Consider the following 24493-nt stretch of genomic DNA (forward strand, 5'->3'; position numbering starts at 1 on the left):
GCTGTGCTTTGCAGCGGGCGATTATTCGCCGGCTTTAGCAGCGTCCTTCGCGATAACTTTCTTCAGAGCGCGAACCGCAACGAAGGTACCGATGATCATGGCGGCAACGATGGCCAGGCTCGGTGCGAAGGAAACCAGGGTGTACTTATCGATGTCAGGCATAGAACGAGAACCTCTCACTGAGATGGTTAAGGAGCGGTGGGCCGCCCTCTGGTGAAATTTTGCGCATTATAACGATTGCAGCGACGAAAGCCATATAGACTCTCGTACTATTCTGTCATCGTTGCGCCATCAATCAGTCGTTACCGGGCTCTAGCCGCTTCAGCAGGCTCGACGTATCCCAGCGGCCTCCTCCCATCGTCTGCACATCGGCGTAAAATTGGTCCACCAACGCGGTAACCGGCAGACGGGCGCCGTTGCGCCGCGCTTCATCAAGTACCAGGGACAGGTCCTTACGCATCCAGTCCACGGCAAAGCCAAAATCGAATTTATCGTTCAGCATGGTCTGGTGACGGTTGGTCATCTGCCAGGAGCCGGCGGCACCGTGCTGGATGACATCGAAGACCGCCTCGCCATCCAAACCGGACTGTTTAAGGAAGTGGGTAGCCTCGGCCAAACCCTGTACCAGGCCCGCGATACAGATCTGGTTAACCATCTTGGTGAGCTGGCCGTTGCCGGCTTCGCCCAGGTGCTTGATCGCCTTGCCGTAGGCCAGCATGACCGGTTCGCCACGGGCAAAGGTATTCTGATCACCACCGACCATAACACCAAGCACGCCATTCTCTGCCCCCGTTTGACCACCGGAGACCGGTGCATCCAGAAAGCCTGCGCCCTGCGCCTTGCAGGCGGCGTCCAGCTCACGGGCGATGGCCGCAGACGCGGTGGTGTGATCGATGAGAATGCTGTCCTTGGCCAGTGTTTTGAGTACACCCTGCTCGCCCAGCGTCACTTCCGCCAGGTCGTTGTCGTTACCGACGCAGGTCATAACAAACTCGGCGCCTTCTGCGGCGCCGGAGGGTGTCTCCGCAAGTCGGTGTCCGTATTCGGCCACCCAGGCTTCGGCTTTACTCAGCGTACGGTTGTATACGCAAACCTCATGCCCCGCTTTAACCAGATGCCCGGCCATCGGATATCCCATGGTGCCCAGACCGATAAATGCTACCTTTGCCATTACGCGCTCCTTGGAGTTTTCGCCCAGAGGCTCATTGTTTTTAGATGCTTGGCTGCGGAAAACACCGCAGGATAAATCGTTATAATCCCATTACCGGTTTTTAGCGTACAGCGTGTGAGGAGGTACCGCGAATGGTTAATGTGCTAATGAGGAAACGGGTTGGCAAGTGGATAGGTAGATCGTTCGCGACGCTGATGTTAGTGAGCCTGCCGATGGTGCAGCTCGCCCATGCGGAGAGTTCGGCTGAGGATTCGCCTGAACTCTACGGACTGGAGTTCTCAGCCCTGGATGGTTCCGGGCACAGCTTCGCACAACACCGTGGAGAGGTTGTGCTGGTGAATTTCTGGGCGACCTGGTGCCCTCCCTGCGTGCGTGAAATGCCGGCACTGGACCGCCTGCAAACCGCGTTCGAGGGGAAGCCGTTCTCGGTGCTGGCGATCAGTGCCGGGGAGCAGCCGGAAGATGTGCAAAGTTTTCTCGACAAGCTGGAGCAGCCGCTCGAGCTAACGCTGCTGCTTGACCCTGAAGGTCGAACCTTCAGGGAGTTCAAGCTGCGTGGTCTGCCGATGAGTTACCTGTTCTCCGCCGATGGCGAGTTGATCGAGGTGATCACTGGCGAAGAGGAGTGGGACAGTGAAGCCTGGCAGGCCAGAATCGACGAGCTGCTACCGTCCTGATAGCAGCTTCGCCCTGGATCAGTGGTCGGCTTTCCAGCCTCTGATCCGGTCGGTAATCGCCATCACCATCTCGGCTGAGTGGCTGGCTGCGGTTTCCAGAAACTCCTTAAAGGAGATATTGGATTCCTTGCCGGCGATATCAGACAGCGCGCGGATGATAATAAACGGGGTGTCGAAACGGTGGCATGCCTGGGCAATTGCCGCCGCTTCCATCTCGCAGGCCTTCATGGTCGGGAACAGCTCTCGCGTGGCGGCCACACGATCGGCCTTGTCCATAAAGGTATCGCCGGTGGCGATGAGGCCATTAACCGTCTTCATCCCTTTCATGCTGCCGATGCACTGCTCAGCAAAATCCACCAGCAGTGCGTCCGGTGCAAAGGCTGGCGGCATACCTGGCAACTGGCCGTGCTCGTAACCGAAGATAGTCAGATCCACGTCGTGATGGCGTACTTCCTTGGAGATCACCACGTCACCGACTTCCAGCTCTGCATCGAAACCACCGGCGGAGCCGGTATTGATCACGCAGGTCGGCTGGAATTGATACAGCAGCAATGCAGTGCCAATGGCTGCATTGACCTTGCCGATGCCGGACTTGAGCAGCACCACGTCGGTACCGTGGAGCTGGCCGGTGTAAAAGTCGAAGCCGGCAATAACCTGGTGCTCACGACCGGTTAAAGCCTCCTTCAGTTGTTCAACCTCCTGATCCATTGCGCCAATGATGGCAACCCGCAGTGGACTGGATGACTTAAGCAGGTCAGCTAGTGCGGAGGGAGTTGTCATAAAAATAGATTCGCTGTTCTCTTTAGTTGTGTAGTGGTGGTGACTGGCACCGACCGCCTATTTAAATGCCCCGTCCCTGGGGCCCCATCTTGCTTATAGTGTTTGTAAGCGCTGTCCTGCTGGCAAAAGTATAAGCAACTTTAGTTCCAGCAAGAGTTCCAGCAAGCGTTATCGCAATAGTTGTAGCAAACCTACTGACTCAGTTCGGGTAAAGACCCTGCCAGCCGAAACTGTCGAAAACACGAGCGACATCATCCGCTACCGACGCCTGGATCTTCATTGTTTCACCTGTTTCCGGATGTTTCATCTCCAGTTCGGTGGCCATCAATAACAGTCGATGCAGGCCGAGTTCCTCGCGGAACAAGCGGTTATGCCGCCCTTCCCCATATTTTGTATCGCCCGCCAGCGGATGAAAGATATGTTTCATATGGCGACGGATCTGATGCTTACGCCCTGTTTTGGGGCGCACCTCGACGAGACAATAGCGTGCAACGGGATATTTGCCTATCGGAATCGGCAACTCGACGCGTGCGAGCGGTTTGTATGTCGTAATTGCATCCTGGGGAGGTTTATCCGGATCGGCTTTTGCGTCGGCGATACGGTCGTGGATATGACTCAGCGCGTAGTCGATCTCGCCGGCCTCTTCGATCCAGCCACGCGCAACGCAGAGGTAGGTTTTCTCTACTTCCCGTTCGGCAAAAGCCGTTTGCAGCTTATGTGCGGTGTCTTTATTTCTGGCGAACAGGATGATGCCAGAGGTCGCCCGGTCGAGCCGATGCACCGTGTGGATCTTTTCATCCGGGTAGCGCTCACGCAGCCATCCCACCAGATGAGGCGTTTTGGCAGGTGCGATCCAACTTGGATGCACCAGCAGGCCGGCCGGTTTATCGACGGCGATCAGCCATTCATCTTCGTAAAGGATTCGGGGTTCAGCGGTGGGGTCTGGACTGAGGTCGCTCACGGTACTGCGCTCACGGAACTGAAAGTATGATCTTACGGCCGGTTAATTGACGGCGGCCCTTGGGCAGCCTTCGCGAATTGGCGCGTAGTGTACACGATTGTAGGGGTATTTCACCGGCGAACAGCGATATTCCTGTCTGAGCGCCGCTGACTCAGTTCAATGAAAAGAAATTGGGCGCACTGGCGTGGTGTAAAAAGAAAAAAGCCGCTGGCTTGATAGCTCAGCGGCTTTTTCTGGTATGAGTGGCGGAGGGACAGGGATTCGAACCCTGGGAGCCTCTCGACTCGTCGGTTTTCAAGACCGGTGCTTTCAACCGCTCAGCCATCCCTCCGCAGTCGATAGGCAGTTTACGTGGAATCTTTGCGATGTCAAACGGTCCAAAACACTTGAAAATCCCGTAAAAGAAACCATTATGGCGTGTAACCAAGTTACTAATTTTAATTACTAACTTATCTAAAACTTAGTGAGGATAACTATGGCGAACGTTCAACCCCTGTCACATCGGGCGCACAGTTCCGCGGTCGACACCAACAAGGTGATCCGCAACACCTACATGCTGCTGTCGATGACACTGGTTCTCAGCGCCGTGACCGCAGGCATTTCCATGGCGATTAACCCTCCGTTTTTCGCTTACCTGGGTAGCGTAATCCTCAGCTTCGTGCTGCTGTTTGTGCTCAACAAAAAGCAGAACAGCGCTGCTGCCCTGCCGCTGACCTTTGCCTTTACCGGCCTGCTCGGCTTCGGTCTTGGCCCGATTCTTAACCAGTACCTGGCGATGTCCAACGGTGCCCAGATCGTTATGACCGCACTGGGCATGACTGCTGTCACCTTCCTTGGCCTGTCCGCTTACGCGCTGACCAGCCGTAAGGACTTCAGCTTCATGGGCGGCTTCCTGGCTGCAGGCAGCATGGTGCTTATCGTTGCGATGATTGCACTGTTCATCCTGCCGATGTTCGGCGTAGACATCTCCGGCATCCAGCTGGCGTTCTCCGCGGCGGTCGTCATGCTGATGGCCGGTTTCGTCCTTTACGACACCAGCAACATCGTGAACGGTACCTACACCAACTACGTCATGGCCACTGTCAGCCTGTACCTGAGCATCTACAACCTGTTCGTACACCTGCTCGCACTGGTTGGCGCGTTCAGCGACGACTGATAGCTGCTGACAACCGATAGCTGCTAAAGAAAAAGCCCCGCTGTCTCTGGTAAGATAGCGGGGCTTTTTTACGTCTGATTTTTGCGTTGAAACACAAAGAGTAGCCGATGATCTTTTCTCTAGTCGTGCAGGCCTCACCGGTACAGAGCCAGGGAGCCGAAACGGCGCTGCGTTTTGCCCGTGCGCTGCTTGCCTCCGGTCATAGCATCCATCGCGTATTTTTCTATCGCGACGGCATACATAACGGCACAGCCCTGGCCTCTCCGCCCCAGGATGAAGCCAATATCCCTGCCCAGTGGCAGGCGCTGGCAAAGGAACATCAGCTCGATTTGGTCGTCTGTATCGCAGCCGCGGTGCGTCGTGGTGTGATGAACGAGAACGAGGCGAAGCGCTATAAGAAAGAGAGCGCCAACCTTGCACCTGGCTTTGAGCTATCCGGCCTTGGTCAGTTGGTGGAAGCCTGCCTGGTGTCAGACCGTGTTATCACCTTCGGAGGCCGTTCATGAGCGTTGACAGCATTCTTATTCTGGTGCGCAGTGCTCCCTACGGTAGCTCTGCCGCGCGCGATGCGCTGGATGCCGCATTGACCTGCTCAGTATTTGAGGCGCCGGTTACCCTGCTGTTTATGGATGATGCCGTTTACCAGCTACTCAAGGGGCAGTCACCGGCCGGGATCGGCCAGAAAAACCTCAATGCCATTCAGCAGTCACTGCCGCTCTATGATATCGATCGTCTCTGTGTTGCCCAAAGCGCCATGGCGCAGCGAGGCCTGAGCGAAGATCAACTGGCACTGCCAGTGGAGAGCGTCGATGCGGCTCAGATCGCAGAGTTGATGGCCGAACACACCCACGTGCTGAGTTTTTGATCATGATTTTGCATACACTCAATCAGGGACCTGCCAATAGAGCCTGCCTGGAAAGCTGCCTGGAGGCGATGGCGCCTGAGGACAGCCTGTTACTGATAGAGGATGGCGTCTATTGGCTTCAGCCCGCGTTTGCCGAATTGCTGCCAGCACAAGGTAAACTTTTCGCGCTGTCGCCCGATATACAGGCTAGAGGCCTTGAAATTGCCCTTGAGCAACAGGTTGACGATGCCGGCTTTGTGGCGCTATCTGTATCCCATGACAAAGTAGTGAGCTGGTTTTGATGGAAAACCTTGAAATAGAAGGAACCAGCATAGTACTGGACGACGAGGGATACCTTGAGGACCTCTCCCAGTGGCAACCCGCGGTAGCGGAATATCTCGCCGCGCAGGAAGGCATAGAGTTGACGGATGCGCATTGGGAGATACTCTACCTGTTACGCGACTTTTACAGCCGCTTTGAACACTCACCGGCGATGCGACCTCTGGTCAAGGCGGTGAAGCTCGAACTTGGCGAAGAAAAGGGCAAGAGCATCTACCTGATGAAGCTATTTCCAGGCAGCCCTGCCAAGCTGGGCGCCCTGCTGGCGGGGCTGCCAAAGCCGGACAACTGCCTGTAACGGCCTTTTAAGGAGCACAGCTCTGTGTGATACTGAGCTGTCCCTTTTATACTACAGTTTTCGATCCCGCTGGATCGTTGGGCACTAACACGACTGACAGGGTACTCAACATGAGTCTACAAGCCGAAGCAGATCAACTACAGATGCTCAAGGCGCTGGAAAAGAAGAAGCAGGAAAAGCAGAATTCCCGCAATTCGCAGAAGGAAGAGATCATCTACAACCAGTGGGCTACCTTCCGCGTCGACAACGAGCTCTACGGCATCGATGTCATGCAGGTGAAGGAAGTCCTGCGGTACAGCGCGATCACCCCTGTCCCCGGTGCTGACACCTCGGTGCTCGGCATTATCAACCTGCGCGGTAATGTCGTCACCGTTATCGATACCCGCCAGATGTTCCGTCTGCCGATGGTTGAGCCGGATGATGAAACCCGTGTCATCGTTGTTGAGTTTAACGAGTCCGAAGTGATCGGCCTTGTGGTAGACAGCGTCGACGAAGTGCTGAGCCTGCCGCAGAATGAGGTTGAGCGTGCGCCCAACGCGTCTGGTGATGAAACCAGCAAGCGCTTTGTCCAGGGTGTCTGCTACCACAGCAACATGCTGATCATCCTGCTTGATCTGAGCAAAATGCTGCAGTCGATCACACCGACAGAAGAAGAGGAATCAGTAGCCGTTCCGTCCATGCCGACGATCTGATCTGCTCCTCAAGCTCTCGCTGTAAAAAAAGCTCCTGCATAACAGGAGCTTTTTTGTGCCGCTTACATGACACGGTTGGTGGTCAGGTACTTGGATGATGCGTCGGGGCCGGTACCGTCAGCATAAAGAGTGACACCGGAGCGCAGGCAGATCGACAGGTTCTGATGCGATTCGGCGGTTTCCGCCGGCAGCAGGTGTTGAACTGCATCGCGCTCTTCGATCAGTTCTGCTTCGGTGGCCTTCATCCGTTCACGGGCCCAGTCGCCGATCTCCAGCCCTTTCACGATCTGGTAGCGGCCGTAATCACAGCGCACCGGGAAGGAGTAGATAATCCCCTTTTCCACTCCGTAGCTGCCATCGCTGACAATTCCCATGCTGACGATCTCGCCGGGTTCCGTGCCAAGTATCCAGTCGTGCATATGGTCAATCACCGCTTGGGCGGCTGATGCGGCGCTGGATAATCCCCGTGCGGCGATAATCTCACCGCCCCGATTCTGGATCTTCGGTATAAACACCTCTTCGTACCAGCTGCGGTCGATCTGCCCCATCACCGGTTCATCGAGCACGGTCGCATGATGAAGATCCGGGAATTGCGACGGCGAATGGTTACCCCAGATGACAATGCGGCCAATATTGCGCGGGTTGGCGCCGGTGTGGTTGGCGAGAATACCCTTGGCGCGGTTATGGTCGAGGCGTGTCAGGGCGGTAAATTGTGAGGGGCTGAGCTTGGGGGCGTTGCGGCTGGCGATCAGTGCATTGGTGTTGGCGGGGTTGCCGACTACCAGCACCTTTACATCGCGGTTGGCGAAATCGTTGAGTGCCCGCCCCTGACGGCTGAAGATCTCGGCATTGGACTCCAGCAGATCGCGGCGTTCCATCCCCGCTCCTCGCGGCCTGGCGCCTATCAGCAGTGCGTAGTGGACGTTGTTGAAGCCATCCTCGACATTATCGTGCAGGGTGATGGTGTGTAGTAGCGGGTATGCGCAGTCTTCGAGCTCCATGGCGAGCCCGCGTAGAGCCTCCATACGGCCAGGCATCTCGATCAACTGGAGAATAACCGGCTGGTCCTTACCCAGCATCTCCCCGCTTGCAACCTTGAACAACAGACTGTTACTGATGGCACCTGCTGCGCCAGTGACGGCGATACGTACCGGTCTCCTCATGAGCACTTCCTCTGTCAGCTTATCGTTGTTATTACATTAGACGCGATAGCATTAGACTTTCGTCTAATACTGCATTGAATGCAAACAAGATGACAGATGCAAGCACCGATGCCCGGGAATCGTTCCCGGATACCGGTGCTACAGACTACAGAGACAGGAATCAGCCCTGGCGGGCTTTACTGAAGAGTGTGTAGAAGTTGTTCTTGGTGATTTCGGCGACCTCTTCCACGCGCAGACCTTTAAGGTCGGCGATGCATTCGGCCACTTTGGGGACATAGGTCGGCTCGTTCTGCTTGCCGCGATAAGGTACCGGCGCAAGATAGGGAGAATCGGTCTCGATCAGAATCTTCTCCATGGGAACCGCTTTGACCACCTCACGCAGCTCTTCTGCGGTCTTGAAGGTAATGATGCCGGAGAATGAAATGAAGTAGTTCATCTCGAGCGCTGCCTGCGCCATCTCCAGCGATTCGGTAAAGCAATGCAGCACACCCGCAGTTTTTGGATCGCCGTGTTCACGGATGATATCCAGAGTGTCCTGACGCGCATCACGGGTGTGGACGATCACTGGCAGCCCGAGCTCGCTGCCGAGCCGGAGATGACCCGCGAAGCTCTCTTTCTGCTCTTCGGCCAGCTCTGAGCTGTAGTAGTAATCGAGCCCGGTTTCGCCGAGCGCGACGATGCGCTTGTTAGCGGCGGCTTTGCGCAGGCGCTGCTCATCCCAGGGGCATTCATTGACGTGACAGGGGTGAACACCGGCAGAAGCATAAACGTTACTGAAGGGCTCAACCTTGGCGTACATCTCGTCGAACTGGTTCAGGTCGATGGCGACGCAGAGCATCTCTTCGACACCGGCTTCGCCGGCGGCATTGATCAGGTTGGCCAGGGAACCATCATGGCGGCCGAGGTCCAGCCGGTCCAGATGGCAGTGGGAATCGATAAACATGGAATAGCCTAGAAAGATCTGAAAGTGTAATCAGAGAGTGTTGGTACGACGACCGCTACCCAGAGCGCCTGCCAGATAGGTTTCAACCTTGTTGACCAGCTGAGAGTCTTCACTGGAGAGCTGAATGCCAATACCTGGTGTACGACCGCCCTGCGCAGCCTTGGGGGTCACCCAGACGACGCGCCCGGTCACCGGTATTTTGTCGGCTTCATCCATGAGGGTCATCAACATGAACACCTCTTCACCGAGCTGGTAAGACCGCGTGGTCGGTATAAACAGACCGCCGTTAGCAATGAACGGCATGTAGGCCTTGAGAAGTTCTTCCTTGTTCCCAATTACCAGCGAAAGAATACCGTGACTGATACGTGGCACGATTGACATCTATTGCTGCTCTCCTGCTCTTAGCGAACCAGCGCTCTCCAATCGAACATCAGTTTTTCAAGGAGTAACTGTCGGTTCGGGTTATAGCGCAACATGAGGCTTTTTCGCTCACTCTGGACGCGATCAACCAATGAGAAGATTCTAACCCTGTCTGCCCGTTGTGCAACAGCAGACAGCATTTTTGTCATATCTACATTATTGAGATCAGGGTTTTCGGCGCCGGATTGCAGTCTCACCAGGTCCGAAAGCAGGCTGAGCCACCAATCGAGCAGGTGGATCAGCTCCTCCTTGTGGAGTTTCTGCGCCAGGCTGATCGCATCGGTTCGATCCCTGATCAGGTCAGCAAGACCCGACATGAAGGTACGCCGCAGCTCAAGCAGGTTGCCCTGTTTCATATCGACGGCAGCCAGGGGCGCGCCCTGAGCTATCGCCAGGAGTTTACCGGCGGCCTCTTCATCCATATCGAGCTTCTGCGCCAACCAGGGCGTCGATTCTGCCGCTGTCGGCATACTGAACTCGATACGCTGGCAGCGGCTGCGAATCGTTGGCATAAGCTGGCCAAGCTGATGACAGACCAGTATCAGCAAGGTGTCCTGCCCCGGTTCCTCCAGGGTTTTCAACAGCGCGTTGGCAGCCGCTACGTTCATCGCTTCGGCCGGTTCCATGATCATGATGCGGTAACCGCCCTGCTGGGCAGTACTGTGCAGCACCGTGGTGAGTTCACGCACCTGGTCGACACGTATCGGCTTCCCCGGCTCTTCGGGAGACAGGAAGGAGCGGTCAGGATGATGCCCGCTGGCAATCAGTTCGCAGCTACGACAGTGTCCACATGGCCGGCCATTTTGCGGCTGATGGCAAAGCAGCAGATGGGCCAGCGCAGTACCGAACGCGGCCTTGCCGATACCGGCGGGTCCGCTGAGAAGCAGTGCGTGAGGCAGGCGTCCGCTTTCCTGTTGTTGAATCAGGTGCTCCCACTGCGCCTGCAGCCAGGGGTAGATCTGTTCGTCCGCCGGGTTCATGCCTGCTCCAGCCGTTCAAGCGCGATATCGATGGCTCGCTGCACGTCAGGCAGAGATGGCGCGGCATCAATCACCGCAACCCGTGCCGGTTCACACCGGGCCTGCTCCAGATAAGCTGTGCGTACACGTTCGAAGAATGCATGCTTTTCGCTTTCTATACGGTCCGGCTTACCGCGGGCGCGGGCCCGGGCCAGACCGGTTTCAACCGGAAGATCCAGCAGCAGGGTCAGGTCTGGACGAACGCTACCCTGAACAAGTTTTTCGAGCAGCGCCACCGGCTCAGCATCGAGCTCGCGGCCGCCGCCCTGGTAGGCGAAGGTTGCATCGGTAAAGCGGTCGCAAAGTACCCAGGCACCGCGTTCCAGCGCCGGCACAATCACCGATTCGAGATGCTGGGCGCGGGCCGCGAACACCATGAGAAGTTCGGCCATATTGGCGATCTTTTCATCGCGCGGAGTCAGCAGCAGTTCGCGGATCTGTTCGCCCAGAGGCGTACCGCCAGGTTCACGGGTAACGACGACCTCTATGCCACGCTGCTCGAGCTTTTCACGTACGTAATTGAGGTTGGTGGTTTTACCGACCCCTTCGATACCTTCAAGGGTAATGAAATAACCAGACATCAGTTGCTTCCGGGGCTGGAGCGGTAGTCTTCGCGTCGTTTCAGCTGGTAACGCGCCACCGCCTTGTTGTGTTCCGACAGGGTATCAGAAAAGTAATGACTGCCATCTCCGCGGGCAACGAAATAGAGTTCGCTCCCTTCCGCAGGCTTGACGGCTGCATGGATCGCTTCGCGTCCGACCATGGCGATCGGCGTCGGCGGCAGGCCGTCGATGGTATAGGTGTTGTATGGCGTGGGACGACGCAGATCCGCGCGACCTATGCGCCCCTTGTAGCGCTCGCCCATACCGTAGATCACTGTGGGGTCTGTCTGCAGACGCATGCCGCGGTTAAGCCTGCGCACAAATACACCGGAAATGCGCGGACGCTCAGCAGCAACACCGGTCTCCTTCTCGATGATCGATGCCAGAATCAAAGCTTCATAGTCGGACTGAAGAGGCAGGTCTTCCTGGCGCTCACTCCAGGCCTGATTGAGCTGCTTTTCAAGATGATCATGAGCACGTGCGAGCAGCTCAAGGTCACTCATGCCACGCTGGAACTGGTAGGTTTCGGCGAGGAACATTCCTTCCGGCGAGCTGACGCCCAATTCCAGTTTTTCGGCAATCTCTTCGTCACTGAGGTCGGTCAGTTCATGGCTGAGCTTATCTTCGGCGGCCAGCGACTGGCGCAGCTCTGAGAAGCGCATCCCTTCGATAATGGTGAAGTGATAGCTGAGCGTATCGCCCGCAGCGAACTTCTCGAGAATCTGATGTGGAGTCATACCCGGTTCGAGCTGATATTCCCCCGCCTTGATGGCGGTCAGTTCCGGCTCGAGGCGTGAAAGCACGCGCATATAAAGCGGCTTATCGATAATCGCCTGCGCATTAAGGTCCTTCACCAGCGAGTTGAAATACTTGCCCTTTTCGATGGTGTAAATCTGGCCTTCCGCGATATTGGCTGGCGAATTGAGATAGGCCTGGTAATCCTTCCAGAACACCCCGCCCGCGATACCGGCAAGCACAACGAATAGAACAAAAACCGCAAACAGACGCTTCAGCATCGGGCGTCATACTCCTTATTGAGCAGTGATTGCAAATGACGGCTGGTGGCGCCGATCTCATAATGCTGGCCTGCCAGCTCAACAACCGGCCAGATCCCAATCAGGCTGTTGCAGACGAACAGCTCATCGGCAGCTTCCACCTCGGCGGGCGAATATTCACCCATTCGGACATCGCCGGCCAACCCAGGCAGCCTTTCCAGCACCCAGCGCCTGAGGATACCGGCCACACCGCAATTCTCAAGCGAAGGCGTATGCCATTGTTCACCTATGCGGAAAAACAGGTTGCTCATGGTGCCTTCGATCACGCGGCCGGACGTATCGCAGGTCAGTCCTTCATGGATATCTGCTGCGTTCCACTCTGCCCGGGCAAGCACCTGTTCCAGGCGATTCAGATGCTTAAGACCAGCCAGTAGCGGCTGCTGCGCCAGAGTCGTTGTGCACCAAAGCAGCCTGGCTCCCGCCTCGGCAGGATCCGGGTCACGACTGGGTACCGGGCCAAGTGTCAGTATTCGCGTTGGCACCAGGTTCTCGGTAACCGCGTAACCTCTGCCCCCTGCCCCACAGGTCACCAGCACCTTGAGGGATGCTTGCTGAGGAAGTGAAAGCCCGGCGATATCCGCTTCCAACTGTTGTTGCAGCCCATCAGTGAGGATACCCAGGCGACGGCACCCCTCAAGCAGTCGCTCCAGATGCCAGGGCCAGAAACAAACGCTGCCGTTACGAATCAGCAGGGTTTCAAATACACCCTGCCCGTAAGCAAGCCCGCGGTCATTGGCCGCAATGTTCTGTGCCGGTGTGCCGTTGATCAGTGTGAGTGGAGTCATGAGTGCGGGGTGTGGAACGTAGAATATGAAAGGTAAAAGGGAGGCCTAAGCCTCCCTTGTGTATCGCATTACAGCTTGTTGAATATCAGCGTACCGTTGGTGCCGCCGAAGCCGAAGGAGTTCGACATCGCCGCATCGATGGTGCACTGCTGTGCCGTGTGCGCTACATAGTTCAGGTCGCAACCTTCGGACGGGTTGTCCAGGTTGATAGTCGGAGGCGCCACCTGGTCGCGAATTGCGAGTACACAGAAGGCCGCTTCGACCGCGCCGGCAGCACCGAGCAGGTGGCCGATCATCGACTTGGTTGAACTCATTCTCACCTGGCTGGCTGCGTTGCCCAGTACGCGTTTAGCTGCGTTGGACTCGGCAATATCACCCGCCGGTGTAGAGGTGCCATGGGCGTTGATGTAGTGGATGCTCTCGGCGTTCAGGCCGGAATCCTTCACTGCATTTGCCATCGACAGAGCTGCGCCTGAGCCATCTTCTGGCGGAGCAGTCATGTGGAAAGCGTCATCGCTCATGCCAAAGCCAGACAGCTCGCAGTAAATCTTCGCACCGCGCGCCTTGGCTGATTCGTACTCTTCCAGTACCAGAACACCTGCACCGTCACCAAGGACGAAGCCGTCACGATCCCGATCCCAGGGGCGGCTCGCCGCCTGCGGGTTATCGTTACGAGTGGAGAGCGCACGAGCAGCGGAGAAACCGGCCACACCCAACGGTGTCGTTGCCATTTCCGCACCACCGGCGATCATCACGTCGGCATCACCATACTGGATCATGCGCATGGCGTGACCAATATTGTGGGTGCCTGTGGTACAGGCTGTGGTAATCGCGATGTTCGGGCCACGGAAGCCGAACTTGATCGCCAGATTACCGGAAATCATATTGATGATGCTGCCCGGTACAAAGAACGGCGAAACCCGGCGCGGGCCGGAGCTGTTCAATACGTCGTGGGTCTTTTCGATCATCGGCAGACCGCCGATACCTGAACCCAGGGCGCAACCGATACGGGGAGCATTTTCTTCGGTTACTACCAGTCCGGCGTCTTCAACCGCCTGGATGCCAGCAACCATACCGTACTGAATGAACAGATCCATTTTGCGCGCTTCTTTGGCGCTCATGTACGGTTCGATATCAAAGTCTTTTACGGACGCGGAAAAGCGAGTCGCATACTGGCTGACATCGAAATGTTCGATATCGGCCGCGCCGCTCTTGCCAGCAAGAATACTATCCCATGTCGCTTTGACAGTGTTACCGACCGGCGTCAGCAACCCTAACCCGGTCACCACCACTCTTCTGCGAGACATGCTTTTCCTCCAGCACTGCACAAGCTGTACAAAAGAAAAGCCGCACTATACGGGTATATAGATGCGGCCTTTCGATCAATTCGATGGGGACAGATTACTGGTGTGCGTTGATGTAATCGATCGCCAGCTGAACAGTGGTGATTTTTTCAGCTTCTTCATCAGGAATTTCAGTTTCGAATTCTTCTTCCAGCGCCATAACCAGCTCGACAGTGTCCAGAGAGTCGGCGCCCAGATCTTCAACGAAGGAAGCTTCTTTGGTGACTTCTTCCTCTTTCACGCCCAGCTGCTCAGCGATGATTTTCTTAACGCGCTCTTCAATGTTACTCATTATCTCTTCCTATTGTCTTCTCAACACCATCACATCCCAAGATGCGTGACGGAATTCTAGTAAAACCCGTAACGCCCTAGCAAGCGCGACGGCTGTATTTTTTTCTCGTCAAGCTGACGGCCAATTATCCTCAAATCGGCGGAAAAAACAATTGTTTCTACACCTTCTGATTACGATCAATCGCCCGTCATCGTTGACGCTGGTCACCCCATGTACATCCCGCCGTTGACCTGGATGGTCTCGCCGGTGACATATGCACCACCTTCGCTGCACAGGAAGCCCACCACAGAGGCGATCTCTTCCGGCTTGCCAAGGCGGTTCATTGGGATCTGAGCCTGCAGCTTAGCCTTATGCTCTTCTGGCAGACCTGCAGTCATATCGGTATCGATAAACCCTGGCGCGACACAGTTCACGGTGACGTTACGTGCACCGATCTCACGAGCCAGCGCCCTGGTGAAGCCTTCCATACCGGATTTAGCCGCCGCGTAGTTGGCCTGCCCCGCGTTACCCATTGAGGCCACCACGGAGCTAACGCTGACAATACGCCCCCAGCGAGCCTTTGTCATGCCACGCAGACAACCCTTTGCAAGGCGGTAGATCGAAGTCAGGTTAGTGCTCAGGACAGAGTCCCACTCCTCATCCTTCATTCGCATCATCAGGTTATCGCGGGTAATGCCGGCGTTATTGACCAGCACCTCGATAACGCCGAACTCGTCCTGAATCGATTTCAGCACTTCAGCGACAGAATCGGCATCGGATACGTTCAGCACCAGTCCCTTACCCTTGTTGCCGGCCGCAGCCAGGTATTCGCTGATTGCAGATGCGCCACCTTCACTGGTAGCTGTGCCGATAACGATCGCGCCCTGGGAAGCCAGGTTTTCAGCGATCGCCTTACCTATGCCTCGTGTAGCGCCTGTTACCAGGGCAATCTTGCCTTCAATACTCATTTAACCCTTTCCTTATATTGCTGTCCTAACGCTACTTACAGACCCAGAGCCTTTTCCAGGCCTGCGGCATCGTTGATCGCTGCAACGTTCAGGGAACGCTCGATCTTTTTGTTCAGTCCGGCGAGTACTTTGCCAGGACCACATTCGATAGTCGTGGTAACGCCGCAGGTTACCATGTTCTGTACGCTGGGGGTCCAGAGAACCGGGCTGTAAAGCTGTGCCAGCAGGTTGGCTTTAAGCTCTTCAACATCGCTGGGCGCTTCGCCGGTGACGTTCTGAATCACCTTGATGATCGGCATACGCAGTTCGATACCTGAGAGAGCTTCCGCCATGCGCTCGGCCGCGGGCTTCATCAGATCGCAGTGGGACGGTACGCTGACCGGCAGCGGGATAGCTCGTTTGGCGCCAGCAGCTTTGCATGCCTCGATAGCGCGCTCAACGGCGTCTTTTTCACCGGCGATAACAACCTGGCCCGGGCAGTTGAAGTTGACTGCGGAAACCACCTGCCCTTCGGCGGCGGCAGCGCAGGCATCACGCACGGCGTCATCATCGAGACCCAGGATCGCAGCCATGGCGCCGGTGCCGGCGGGGACCGCTTCCTGCATGTACTGTCCACGCAGATTGACAAGCTTCACACCATCGGCGAAGTCGATCGCACCCGCGCATACCAATGCAGTGTATTCACCGAGACTGTGGCCAGCCATCACGGACGGCGCGCCGCCCTCTTGCTGTTCCCACAGACGCCACAGGGCAACGCCGGCGGCGAGCAGAGCGGGCTGAGTATTCTCGGTGCTGTTGAGTTCTTCTTCCGGGCCGGTCTGGGTCAGTGCCCAGAGATCCTTGCCCAGGGCGTCGGACGCCTCCTGGAAGGTCTGTTCAATAATCGGATGCTGAGAGGCCAGTTCCGACAGCATACCGAGATGCTGAGAACCCTGACCTGGAAACACGAAAGCAAGCGACTGCGACATGGCGTCCTCTTTCCTAACCTTATTTACATAAACCCTGAGATAGAGACTGAATCTCTACCCTCAGGTTCAAGGGTGGCGTAGTTTACAGGATTTATCGGGTTTTAGAACCGACAGCTTGCTGCTGCGCTGTTTGTAGCGTTGCGCGTTGCACCAGACCGCTGATTCGTTCCGGCACATTCAGTCGCGCCTCTTCCAGCGCCTGGTCGATCGCATAGCCAAAATAAACCCGGTTTGCGCCGCCATGACTCTTAATGACCACGTTACGCAACCCGAGAAGCGTGGCGCCATTGAGGCGACCTGGATCGAGCTGCTGCTTGAGGTCTCGAAGAATCGGCGTTGCAAGCAGTGCGACAAGTCTGCGATACAGGTTACGGCGAAAGCTTCCCTGTACCTGCCGAACCAGCATTTTAGACAAGCCCTCGCAGCTTTTCAGCGCGACATTGCCGGCAAAGCCGTCACACACCACTACATCAGAGCGACCGGAGAACAGGTCGTCCCCCTCAAGATAGCCGATAAAGTTGATACCGCCATGCTCCTGAATCAGCTTGCTGGCCTCACGTATCTGGTCTGTGCCCTTGTTCTCCTCCGAACCCATGTTCAGAAGGCCAACCTTGGGGCTGGGGCGATTTTCTATCGCCTCGACCATCACGGAACCCATAATCGCAAACTGCAGCAGCTGTTCTGCGCTGGCATCCACATTGGCGCCCAGATCAAGCACGTAGCTGTGGCCTTTAAGGGAGGGAATCGCGGCGGTGATGGCGGGCCGCTCTATGCCGGGCAGCATACCCAGCACCAGTCGCCCCATCGCCATAAGGGCACCGGTATTACCGGCACTGATACAGGCATCGGCACGCCCCTCTTCGACCAGCTGCAGCGCTTTCCACATGGATGATTCACGACGGTTGCGCAACGCCAGGGAGGGCTTTTCCTCCATGGAGACAACATCCTGGGCATGAAACAGCTCGAGGCGCTCGAGATGATTACCGCGGTGGCGGCGAAGATAGGGGGTGAGATCGTCGGTTCTACCGACTAGGATGATCCGTAACTGCGGATGACGCTTGAGTGCGTCACAGGCCGCCGAAACGGTAACGCGGGGACCGAAGTCCCCGCCCATTGCATCGACGCTGATGCAATACGATGCGGTCAAGCTTACTCGTCGCCCTTCGCTTCGACGACCTGACGACCGCGGTAGAAACCGTCAGCGCTGACGTGGTGACGACGATGAGTTTCGCCGGTAGTCGCGTCAACAGACAGAGTCGGGTTGCCCAGTGCATCGTGTGAACGACGCATGTCGCGGCGTGAACGAGACTTTTTGTTCTGCTGTACTGCCATGGTTGTGTAGCTCCTAGATCAACTCTTATCGGCCTTGCCTTTCAACGCGGCCAATACACTAAATGGGTTGGGTTTACTTTCCTCTTCTGGCTCCGCTTCTCCAGCTTCACCAAAGGAGGTCTGAATCGTGCAGTCTTCGTGATAAGACACCAGCGGAAGACTCAGTATCAATTCATCCTCGATCAGAGACAGCAGCTCGATATCCTCAGCCTCGACGATCAAGGGATCGTAATACCGGGGCAGATTTTTCGCCTGTTCTTCGTTGAGAACCACGGCCAGATTGACCTCGGCATCAACATCTACCCCCACCGGTTCCAGGCATCGCTGGCAAGTCTGCAAGACTTTGCCTGATGCCGTCCCGGAGACGGTTCTTAAACGCTGCTCATCCAGTGCAAATTGTAGAGAAATATGAATTTCTCCGGATCCGTCGGCGAGAAGTGAGTTCAATCGTGGCATTGCGGATACATCTGCAACGCCTTCAATTTTCGCTTCACGCTCGGCAAATTTGCGTGGATCAACTCTTTTCGGTAATGGACCGTACGACATAAGCGCGCAATTCTAGGCATCTAGTAGATGGGTGTCAAAGGAAAGCAGGCGTTTTCAATGAGAAAAATGGCGGTATCATGCCGGTTTGCGAAAAACAGGACCAAACTCAGGAGATTCTGATGTCCCGCCCTCTTATTCTCGCTTCCGGCTCAGCATATCGCCGTGCCCTGCTCAATAAACTCGGTCTGGATTTCGACTGTGACTCTCCGGATATCGATGAGAGCCCTCGCCTGGGCGAGGAACCGGAAAGTCTCGTGGCACGACTCGCACAGGAAAAAGCCCGTGCGGTAGCTATCCGCCATCCCGAGGCGCTTATTATAGGCTCGGACCAGCTGGCAACTCTAGAGGGAAAGGTGATGGGCAAGCCACATACCCATGACCGCGCCACCGAACAGCTGAGCCAGGCATCGGGCAAACAGGTCCGATTTTTGACCGGTCTCTGCCTTTATGACGCTAAGGATGGCAGCTTTCAGTGCGAAGTTGTGCCCTTCGATGTGCAGTTTCGAGAGCTTAGCGATTCGCAGATAGAGGGTTACCTGCGCGCTGAGCAGCCCTACGATTGCGCAGGCAGTTTTAAATCGGAAGGACTCGGCATCGCATTGTTTGAGCGTCTTATCGGCGATGACCCGAATACTCTGGTTGGGCTGCCGCTGATCCGGCTCATAGCGATGCTTGAGAACAAGGGTTTTGACGTGCTGGCGAGCTGATCACACAACACTGAACCGCTCCTATTGAGCGCAAATAAAAAGGAGGGCCAGCTGCCCTCCTTCTTTATCACTTCGTTTGGATCGTATCAGCGCAGCTGCACGGCGCCGTTTAGACCCAGCACATTGGCCAGATGACCGGCCATGCTGACACCCAGACGGTCGACGATCTGTTCCAGGGGAGTCTGCTTGACGCTGTAATCCACCAGTTTGTCGACGCCGACCACTTCCCTGGCCACATAGCTCGAGCTGCCAAGACCGTCGATCAGACCCAGATCAAGCGCCTGCTCGCCGGTCCATACCAGGCCGGAGAACAGATCCGGATCCTTTTTCAGACGATCGCCACGGCCCTTTTCAACCTGCTCGATAAACTGGCGATGGGTAGTGTCGAGCACCTCCTGCCAGAATTCGCGCTCGGAGCTCTGTAGCGGCTGGAACGGATCCAGCAGCCCCTTGTGCTCGCCGGCGGTCAGCATGCGGCGCTCAACACCGAGTTTTTCCATCAGATCGACAAAGCCAAAGCTTGAGGAAACCACACCGATAGAGCCCACCAGGCTCGCCTTGTCGGCGTAGATATCATCGGCTGCGGCAGCGATATAGTAGGCACCGGATGCGCCGATATCGCTGATCACCGCATATACCTTCTTGTCGGGGTGCAGCTCTTTCAGACGATTGATCTCGTCATAGACGTAACCGGACTGCACCGGGCTACCGCCGGGGCTGTTGATGCGCAGCAGTACCGCTTTGCTGTGCTCGTTTTCGAACGCCTTGCGCAGCGACCATACCAGCGTATCGGCATTGGCCTTCTCGCTTTCGGCGATAGGACCATCGACTCGCACAACCGCCACATGATCTTCCGGCGTGACCGATGAGATGTTCGGGTTCTGTACGTAAAAGTAGATACCGAGCAGTGCAAATAGATAGGTGAAGGTCAGCAGCTTGAAAAAGATGCCCCAGCGACGGGTACGGCGATGTTCAACATGCAGCCCGCTGACCATTTTCTCGATCAACCGCCACTCCTTGGTTTCTTTGCGCTGTTCGCTTCGAGATTGCGGGCTGTTCGATTCAACACCAGCCGTAGAATTGGATTCGGGGCTATTGCTTTCGGGGCTCTGACCCTCTTCACCCCAGGCGTTTTTTGTCACGATAGGATCCTCTGATTCTTCCTGTCAGTCTGTACTTTAAGCCAGCTCTTCAAGCCAGAGCTCCAGCTCCGGAAAGTGATGGATCTCCGTTAACGGCTTATGGCCGCGCAAACGATCCAGGTGATGAGCGCCATAGCTTACCGCTACGGTGCCAACGCCAGCACGGGTGCCCATATCGAGATCGTACTCTGTATCACCGACCATGATCGCATCGCTCGCCGGCGTTCCGGTTTCCGCCAGAATCTGGTGCAGCATTAGAGGGTCTGGCTTGGAGCGGGTTTCATCGGCACAACGGGTGATTTCGAACAGTGGACCAAGCCGGGTCTGTTCCAGCGCCCGGTCGAGGCCCCGACGGCTTTTACCGGTGGCGACGGCAAGACGGTATCCCTGCTCTTTGAGTCGGTGAAGCGTTTTTTCAACGCCAGGATAGAGTTCGGTGGGCGTTTGGTTCTGTACCAGGAAATGATGAGCATAGCGATCCCGCAGTTGTTCCATCGCAGGATCCTCGATGCTTGGAATCAGCGCGCGGATCGCTTCAGGCAATCCCAGGCCGATGATATTGCGGACCGCTTCAGCACCCAGAGGCTCATGCCCCAACTCTTCAGCCGCCGTCTGCATACTGGCGATGATCCGCGCCTGGGAGTCGATCAGGGTTCCATCCCAATCAAAAATCAAAAGTTTGTACAAAAAGAACTCCTTGGAAACCGTTTACCAGAGGAGTCTGTATATAGGAACGTGGGGCAGGAACACAACCCCGCAACTCTCTAAACGCCGATCACGCCAGATGTCGGGCGAGGATTTCGGCGATATGGATACCTGTGGGCCCGCCCAGGCGAGCTACCTGCTCGCGACATGAAAAGCCGTTGGCAATCAGCTCCGCTCTCGGCTCTTCAGCGAGTTTCGGCAGCAGGGCCAGCTCGGCCATTTTCTGTGAGTCTTCGGCGTTTTCCGCTTCAAAGCCGAAGCTGCCGGCGCCGCCACAACAGGACGCTTCGATAAAGTCGAAATCGAGACCGGGCACAATCTTGAGCACCTTGCGCATCGATTTCATGGCGCCCACTGCCTTCTGGTGACAGTGACCGTGAACCCGCACCGGTGGCGCACCAGGCAGTTCTTTCAACGGCAGCTTAAGGCGATTGGCGGAGATCTCACGCGCAAGAAACTCTTCAAAAAGCAGTGCAGACGCGGCGATTGCCTTGGCTCGATCTCCAAGATCCAGGGTAAGCAGTTCATCGCGCAACATCAGCAGCGTTGAAGGTTCAAGGCCGATAATCAGACGCGCCTCTTCCACATGGGGCCAGAGCGCATCAATCAGCGCCTGGGCCTGATGCCGAGCGGTAGCGATCATCCCCTGCGAATAGGCGCTGCGCCCGCCACAGTGTTCCTGATTAAGCAGATGCACCCTGAACCCTGCGGCCTCCAGTACCCTCAGGGCAGCCTCGGCGCTTTGGGGAGCAAAGTGCGCGGTAAAGCTATCGACCCAGAGCAACACCTCACCGGCTACCCCAGGTGCCGTTCGCGGCGCAAGTTCAGGCGCAGGCTGCACTCTGGGCAAGGGGTGGGTCGGGTTCAGCTTCAAGGCAGATTGAAGCCAGGGGCTGGCGTTAACGGCACTATTGGCCAGATTAACGAGCCACGGATAACGTAACAGTGCGGGCAGTTGGGCAAAGAGCTTCTGCCGCAAAGACGGTGACTTGGAACGCTGGGCAACATATTCGCTACGGATGGTCGCCATATCCAGGTTTGTGTCGCACTCCCGCTTGCATCCTTTGCAGGCAACACAGGCATCCATGGCCCGGTCCAGAGTCGTCTGTTCCTCTGCGGTGATCTCGCCATTGAGCATTCGCTTGATCAGCCTGCTGCGACCGCCCGGCGAATACGCCACCTCGTTATGGACCCTGAAACTGGGGCACATTACACCGCGATCGATAGGGCGCAGGCACACCATGCTGTTGATGCAGACCGCTACGGCCTTGGCATAGTCGCCACCGGTTTTCGGTATATCGGCGTAGGCATCGCCAAGGCCAGCGTTTTCATAGCCGGACCAGTCCAACTCCGCTTTCATGCGACCTCCTCCATATCGATCTCCTCTTCGATAAAGCGTTCGGCGATCCCGAGGAAGTTGCTGCCGCCAATTTCATCGTTGCAGTCCAGCTCCAGTAATTTGCTCAGTACACGATGGGCCAGAATCACGCGGCCGCGACGTAAACGTACAACGCCCAGGGCCTTGAGACTGAAAAGATAGAGACGGGCGATGGTCTGGTCTTCAAGCCAGGGCGCGGTATCGGGTTTAAGCAAACGGTAGTTCCAGCGGAACCCACCAAGGCGCGCAGAGGCTTTCAGGGTGCGCCAGACCTGGCGTTCTGCCTCCTGGTATCGGGCGGTGCGGAAATAGAGCTTGTACAGGGCGATATAGGTGTCGAGCGATTCTGGCCATCGCTCCAGTGCGGTTAACAGCAGCTGTTCCTTTTCCAGTGGATCTGCTTTCGTCGAAGCCTGATAGAGAATCAGGCCCAGCTCATCGGGAAGATTGTCGGAAAAGTAACGTTGCTGGCCGTCGATCAGGGCGATGTTATCCATAGGATTCCTGTAAGAAAAACGACAATCACACAGACTCACACCTGCGCGGTTAAACAAGGTCAAGTCGCTAAAGCCGGCGCAGCTACTGCGTATGCAGACGACGCCGGTCAGGCTGACGCTCTTTCATCGCCAGTCCGAACCTGGAATTCAACGGGGATTTTGCAAGAACCAAACCAGCACAGAAGATCTATCTTCCGCAGCGGTATAGTGGGCGGGTACGCGGTAGGGGAAATGCTGAGAAAAAAGGCTGAGAAAAGGCGGGATAAGCAGAAGGGTTGCGAGCCTAACCCTTCTGCGTCAGTCGATCTGGACCGAATCCTTCGAGACGCGGTCCTTCAAGGGCGGATCAGTGTAGCTTCATACGCGGCCTAATCACCTTGTTGATACGGGCGACAATGGTGACCAGCATGGTCTTGAAATAGCCATAGAGCGCCACCTGGTGCAGACGATAGAGCGAGACGTAAACCAGTCGCGCCAGCGTACCCTCCACCATGATGCTGCCCTTGGTAAGGTTACCCATCAGGTTACCCACGGTGGTGTACTTACTCAGCGAGACCAGTGAGCCGTAATCCTTGTAGGTGTAGGCCGGGATATCCTCGCCCTTGAGGATGCGGTCGAAGTGCTTGTAAAGGTGGCTCGCCATCTGGTGCGCGGCCTGGGCGCGCGGAGGCACAAGGCCGCCCTCCTCGTCCCGGCGTTCGCAGGCGGCGCAGTCGCCCAGAGCAAAAACCCGTTCATCGCGAGAGGTGCGCAGATCCGAGCCGACAACGAGCTGGTTACGGCGGTTGGTTTCCAGGCCATCCAGCTGCGTCAGCAGTTCGGGCCCCTTGATACCCGCGGCCCAGACCACCAGGTGGGCCGGAATGCTCTCACCGGTGCTGGTGACCAGTTCCTTGTCGTTCACCTCCACCACCTGGGTATTCTCGCGCACATCCACACCGAGCTTACGCAGCTCTGTTTTGGCTGCGCTGGAAATGCGCGGAGGCAGCGCCCCGAGAATGCGCGGAGCAGCCTCGATCAGCGTTACTTTAAGGCTGCTCGGCTGAATACTGGAGAGTCCGTAGGAGACCAGCTCCTGCGCGGCATTATAGAGCTCTGCGGAAAGCTCAACACCCGTGGCACCGGCGCCAACAATAGAGATGCGCAGCTGATTATCGGTGCCATGGGTACTGAGCCTGAGGCAGGCTTCCAGCAGGGTATTATGGAAATTGTCGGCCTGGTTGCGATCATCGAGGAAGCAGCAGTTTTCCCGGACGCCAGAGATACCGAAATCGTTGGTGCGGCTGCCAATGGCGATCACCAGGTAGTCGTAAAATAGAGTCCGCGCCGGTACCAGCTCTTCGCCATCGCTGTTTAACACGGGCGCCAGCCGGATGCAGCGCTGCGAGCGATCCAGGCCTTCCAGCTCGCCGATCTGGAAGTGAAAGCCGGCCTGACGACCCTGGGCGCGGTAGCTGAGCTCATCGATACTGGAATCCAGACGCCCGGTGGCGACCTCATGCAGCAGTGGTTTCCAGACGTGGGTGGTCTCCCTGTCCACCAGGGTGACTTTCAATCCTTTGCGGCCGTAGCGCCGGCCCAGGCGAGTGGCGAGTTCCAGGCCACCGGCGCCTCCGCCTACAACAATGACATGCTGGTAGTAGGATTTTTCCTTCATACTCGGGTGAGTCCTTATACAGCGGGTGGATGCATTTGCTGTCGGGACGTCAGCCATGCCCGGAACCGGACGAT

Annotated in this window: 31 protein-coding genes and 1 tRNA gene; 8 read left to right on the forward strand and 24 right to left on the reverse strand. The window is 56.5% G+C overall.

From position 1 onward, the window contains the following. Positions 1 to 21: 21 nt before the first annotated feature. Together C4S72_RS25725 and C4S72_RS04460 are read right to left on the reverse strand one after the other, a co-directional pair. Positions 22 to 162 carry a hypothetical protein gene (locus C4S72_RS25725; RefSeq protein ID WP_160115442.1) on the reverse strand — a complete coding sequence of 47 codons (141 nt, stop codon included), beginning with the start codon at positions 160 to 162 and terminating at the stop codon, positions 22 to 24. Positions 163 to 295: 133 nt separating this feature from the next. Beyond that, positions 296 to 1171, reverse strand: a complete 876-nt coding sequence (locus C4S72_RS04460; protein ID WP_104001838.1) for an NAD(P)-dependent oxidoreductase — start codon at positions 1169 to 1171, stop codon at positions 296 to 298. A gap of 131 nt (positions 1172 to 1302) precedes the next feature. On the opposite strand from C4S72_RS04460, the gene C4S72_RS04465 reads away from it, so the two are divergent. After that, positions 1303 to 1848 (forward strand): TlpA family protein disulfide reductase, encoded by a 546-nt coding sequence (locus C4S72_RS04465; protein ID WP_104001839.1) that lies wholly within the window; start codon positions 1303 to 1305, stop codon positions 1846 to 1848. A gap of 18 nt (positions 1849 to 1866) precedes the next feature. Here the strand turns inward: C4S72_RS04465 and mtnN are convergent, their stop codons facing one another. The 3 genes from mtnN to C4S72_RS04480 form a co-directional block, all read right to left on the reverse strand. Then, positions 1867 to 2628 (reverse strand): 5'-methylthioadenosine/S-adenosylhomocysteine nucleosidase, encoded by a 762-nt coding sequence (gene mtnN / locus C4S72_RS04470; RefSeq protein ID WP_104001840.1) that lies wholly within the window; start codon positions 2626 to 2628, stop codon positions 1867 to 1869. A gap of 199 nt (positions 2629 to 2827) precedes the next feature. Further along, positions 2828 to 3589, reverse strand: coding sequence for a pseudouridine synthase (locus C4S72_RS04475; RefSeq protein ID WP_104001841.1), 762 nt, complete (start codon positions 3587 to 3589; stop codon positions 2828 to 2830). 243 nt (positions 3590 to 3832) lie between these two features. After that, positions 3833 to 3920, reverse strand: a tRNA-Ser gene (locus C4S72_RS04480). Between the two features lie 144 nt (positions 3921 to 4064). On the opposite strand from C4S72_RS04480, the gene C4S72_RS04485 reads away from it, so the two are divergent. The 6 genes from C4S72_RS04485 (at position 4065) to C4S72_RS04510 (ending at position 6918) form a co-directional block, all read left to right on the forward strand. Beyond that, positions 4065 to 4745: a Bax inhibitor-1/YccA family protein gene (locus C4S72_RS04485; protein ID WP_104001842.1), complete on the forward strand. Its 681-nt coding sequence runs from the start codon at positions 4065 to 4067 to the stop codon at positions 4743 to 4745. Between the two features lie 107 nt (positions 4746 to 4852). Then, positions 4853 to 5251 (forward strand): sulfurtransferase complex subunit TusD, encoded by a 399-nt coding sequence (gene tusD, locus C4S72_RS04490; RefSeq protein WP_104001843.1) that lies wholly within the window; start codon positions 4853 to 4855, stop codon positions 5249 to 5251. After that, entirely contained in the window at positions 5248 to 5610 is a 363-nt protein-coding gene (tusC, locus tag C4S72_RS04495) for a sulfurtransferase complex subunit TusC (protein ID WP_104001844.1), read from the forward strand. The genes tusD and tusC overlap by 4 nt, the downstream gene beginning before the upstream one ends. Positions 5611 to 5612: 2 nt before the next feature. Beyond that, positions 5613 to 5891: a sulfurtransferase complex subunit TusB gene (gene tusB / locus C4S72_RS04500; protein WP_104001845.1), complete on the forward strand. Its 279-nt coding sequence runs from the start codon at positions 5613 to 5615 to the stop codon at positions 5889 to 5891. After that, the gene (locus C4S72_RS04505; RefSeq protein WP_104001846.1) at positions 5891 to 6226 is read left to right on the forward strand and encodes a TusE/DsrC/DsvC family sulfur relay protein; all 336 of its coding nucleotides are present in this window, start codon (positions 5891 to 5893) and stop codon (positions 6224 to 6226) included. Before tusB ends, C4S72_RS04505 begins: the two co-directional genes overlap by 1 nt. Positions 6227 to 6336: 110 nt before the next feature. Beyond that, positions 6337 to 6918, forward strand: coding sequence for a chemotaxis protein CheW (locus tag C4S72_RS04510; RefSeq protein WP_104001847.1), 582 nt, complete (start codon positions 6337 to 6339; stop codon positions 6916 to 6918). A gap of 62 nt (positions 6919 to 6980) precedes the next feature. Here the strand turns inward: C4S72_RS04510 and C4S72_RS04515 are convergent, their stop codons facing one another. The 14 genes from C4S72_RS04515 to C4S72_RS04580 form a co-directional block, all read right to left on the reverse strand. Further along, positions 6981 to 8081: a malate dehydrogenase gene (locus C4S72_RS04515; protein ID WP_104001848.1), complete on the reverse strand. Its 1101-nt coding sequence runs from the start codon at positions 8079 to 8081 to the stop codon at positions 6981 to 6983. 160 nt (positions 8082 to 8241) lie between these two features. Continuing rightward, the gene (locus C4S72_RS04520) at positions 8242 to 9024 is read right to left on the reverse strand and encodes a TatD family hydrolase (RefSeq protein WP_104001849.1); all 783 of its coding nucleotides are present in this window, start codon (positions 9022 to 9024) and stop codon (positions 8242 to 8244) included. A 30-nt stretch (positions 9025 to 9054) separates the two neighbouring features. After that, positions 9055 to 9405, reverse strand: coding sequence for a PilZ domain-containing protein (locus C4S72_RS04525; protein ID WP_104001850.1), 351 nt, complete (start codon positions 9403 to 9405; stop codon positions 9055 to 9057). A 20-nt stretch (positions 9406 to 9425) separates the two neighbouring features. Next, a complete protein-coding gene (locus C4S72_RS04530; RefSeq protein WP_104001851.1) occupies positions 9426 to 10424 on the reverse strand; it encodes a DNA polymerase III subunit delta' in 999 nt (332 codons plus the stop codon). Continuing rightward, positions 10421 to 11044, reverse strand: a complete 624-nt coding sequence (gene tmk / locus C4S72_RS04535) for a dTMP kinase (protein WP_104001852.1) — start codon at positions 11042 to 11044, stop codon at positions 10421 to 10423. Before tmk ends, C4S72_RS04530 begins: the two co-directional genes overlap by 4 nt. Continuing rightward, positions 11044 to 12081 (reverse strand): endolytic transglycosylase MltG, encoded by a 1038-nt coding sequence (gene mltG / locus C4S72_RS04540; protein ID WP_104001853.1) that lies wholly within the window; start codon positions 12079 to 12081, stop codon positions 11044 to 11046. The genes tmk and mltG overlap by 1 nt, the downstream gene beginning before the upstream one ends. Then, on the reverse strand, positions 12075 to 12905 hold the full coding sequence (gene pabC / locus C4S72_RS04545; protein WP_104001854.1) for an aminodeoxychorismate lyase: 831 nt from the start codon (positions 12903 to 12905) through the stop codon (positions 12075 to 12077). The genes mltG and pabC overlap by 7 nt, the downstream gene beginning before the upstream one ends. Before the next feature lie 68 nt (positions 12906 to 12973). Beyond that, positions 12974 to 14212 (reverse strand): beta-ketoacyl-ACP synthase II, encoded by a 1239-nt coding sequence (gene fabF, locus C4S72_RS04550; protein WP_104001855.1) that lies wholly within the window; start codon positions 14210 to 14212, stop codon positions 12974 to 12976. 94 nt (positions 14213 to 14306) lie between these two features. Beyond that, complete coding sequence (acpP, locus tag C4S72_RS04555) at positions 14307 to 14540, reverse strand: acyl carrier protein (protein WP_027854376.1); 234 nt, start codon at positions 14538 to 14540, stop codon at positions 14307 to 14309. A 203-nt stretch (positions 14541 to 14743) separates the two neighbouring features. Continuing rightward, positions 14744 to 15487: a 3-oxoacyl-ACP reductase FabG gene (fabG, locus tag C4S72_RS04560; RefSeq protein WP_104001856.1), complete on the reverse strand. Its 744-nt coding sequence runs from the start codon at positions 15485 to 15487 to the stop codon at positions 14744 to 14746. Positions 15488 to 15522: 35 nt separating this feature from the next. Next, positions 15523 to 16455: an ACP S-malonyltransferase gene (fabD, locus tag C4S72_RS04565; protein ID WP_104001857.1), complete on the reverse strand. Its 933-nt coding sequence runs from the start codon at positions 16453 to 16455 to the stop codon at positions 15523 to 15525. A gap of 91 nt (positions 16456 to 16546) precedes the next feature. Continuing rightward, a complete protein-coding gene (gene plsX / locus C4S72_RS04570) occupies positions 16547 to 17602 on the reverse strand; it encodes a phosphate acyltransferase PlsX (RefSeq protein WP_104001858.1) in 1056 nt (351 codons plus the stop codon). A 2-nt stretch (positions 17603 to 17604) separates the two neighbouring features. After that, positions 17605 to 17787, reverse strand: a complete 183-nt coding sequence (gene rpmF, locus C4S72_RS04575; RefSeq protein WP_104001859.1) for a 50S ribosomal protein L32 — start codon at positions 17785 to 17787, stop codon at positions 17605 to 17607. Positions 17788 to 17805: 18 nt separating this feature from the next. Beyond that, positions 17806 to 18333: a YceD family protein gene (locus C4S72_RS04580; RefSeq protein ID WP_104001860.1), complete on the reverse strand. Its 528-nt coding sequence runs from the start codon at positions 18331 to 18333 to the stop codon at positions 17806 to 17808. Between the two features lie 119 nt (positions 18334 to 18452). Between C4S72_RS04580 and C4S72_RS04585 the strand changes: the two genes are divergently transcribed. Further along, positions 18453 to 19040 carry a Maf family protein gene (locus C4S72_RS04585; protein ID WP_104003048.1) on the forward strand — a complete coding sequence of 196 codons (588 nt, stop codon included), beginning with the start codon at positions 18453 to 18455 and terminating at the stop codon, positions 19038 to 19040. Positions 19041 to 19126: 86 nt separating this feature from the next. Here the strand turns inward: C4S72_RS04585 and sppA are convergent, their stop codons facing one another. The 5 genes from sppA to C4S72_RS04610 form a co-directional block, all read right to left on the reverse strand. After that, positions 19127 to 20182, reverse strand: coding sequence for a signal peptide peptidase SppA (gene sppA / locus C4S72_RS04590; protein WP_407657693.1), 1056 nt, complete (start codon positions 20180 to 20182; stop codon positions 19127 to 19129). A gap of 36 nt (positions 20183 to 20218) precedes the next feature. After that, complete coding sequence (locus C4S72_RS04595) at positions 20219 to 20869, reverse strand: HAD-IA family hydrolase (RefSeq protein ID WP_104001861.1); 651 nt, start codon at positions 20867 to 20869, stop codon at positions 20219 to 20221. A gap of 88 nt (positions 20870 to 20957) precedes the next feature. After that, complete coding sequence (locus tag C4S72_RS04600) at positions 20958 to 22247, reverse strand: (Fe-S)-binding protein (protein WP_104001862.1); 1290 nt, start codon at positions 22245 to 22247, stop codon at positions 20958 to 20960. Next, positions 22244 to 22762 (reverse strand): hypothetical protein, encoded by a 519-nt coding sequence (locus C4S72_RS04605; protein ID WP_104001863.1) that lies wholly within the window; start codon positions 22760 to 22762, stop codon positions 22244 to 22246. The genes C4S72_RS04600 and C4S72_RS04605 overlap by 4 nt, the downstream gene beginning before the upstream one ends. Positions 22763 to 23108: 346 nt before the next feature. Further along, entirely contained in the window at positions 23109 to 24419 is a 1311-nt protein-coding gene (locus C4S72_RS04610; RefSeq protein ID WP_104001864.1) for an NAD(P)/FAD-dependent oxidoreductase, read from the reverse strand. Positions 24420 to 24493: the final 74 nt, after the last annotated feature.

Origin of the sequence: Marinobacterium lutimaris (genome assembly GCF_900108065.1) — a bacterium.
Taxonomy (GTDB): Bacteria; Pseudomonadota; Gammaproteobacteria; order Pseudomonadales; family Balneatricaceae; genus Marinobacterium_D; species Marinobacterium_D lutimaris.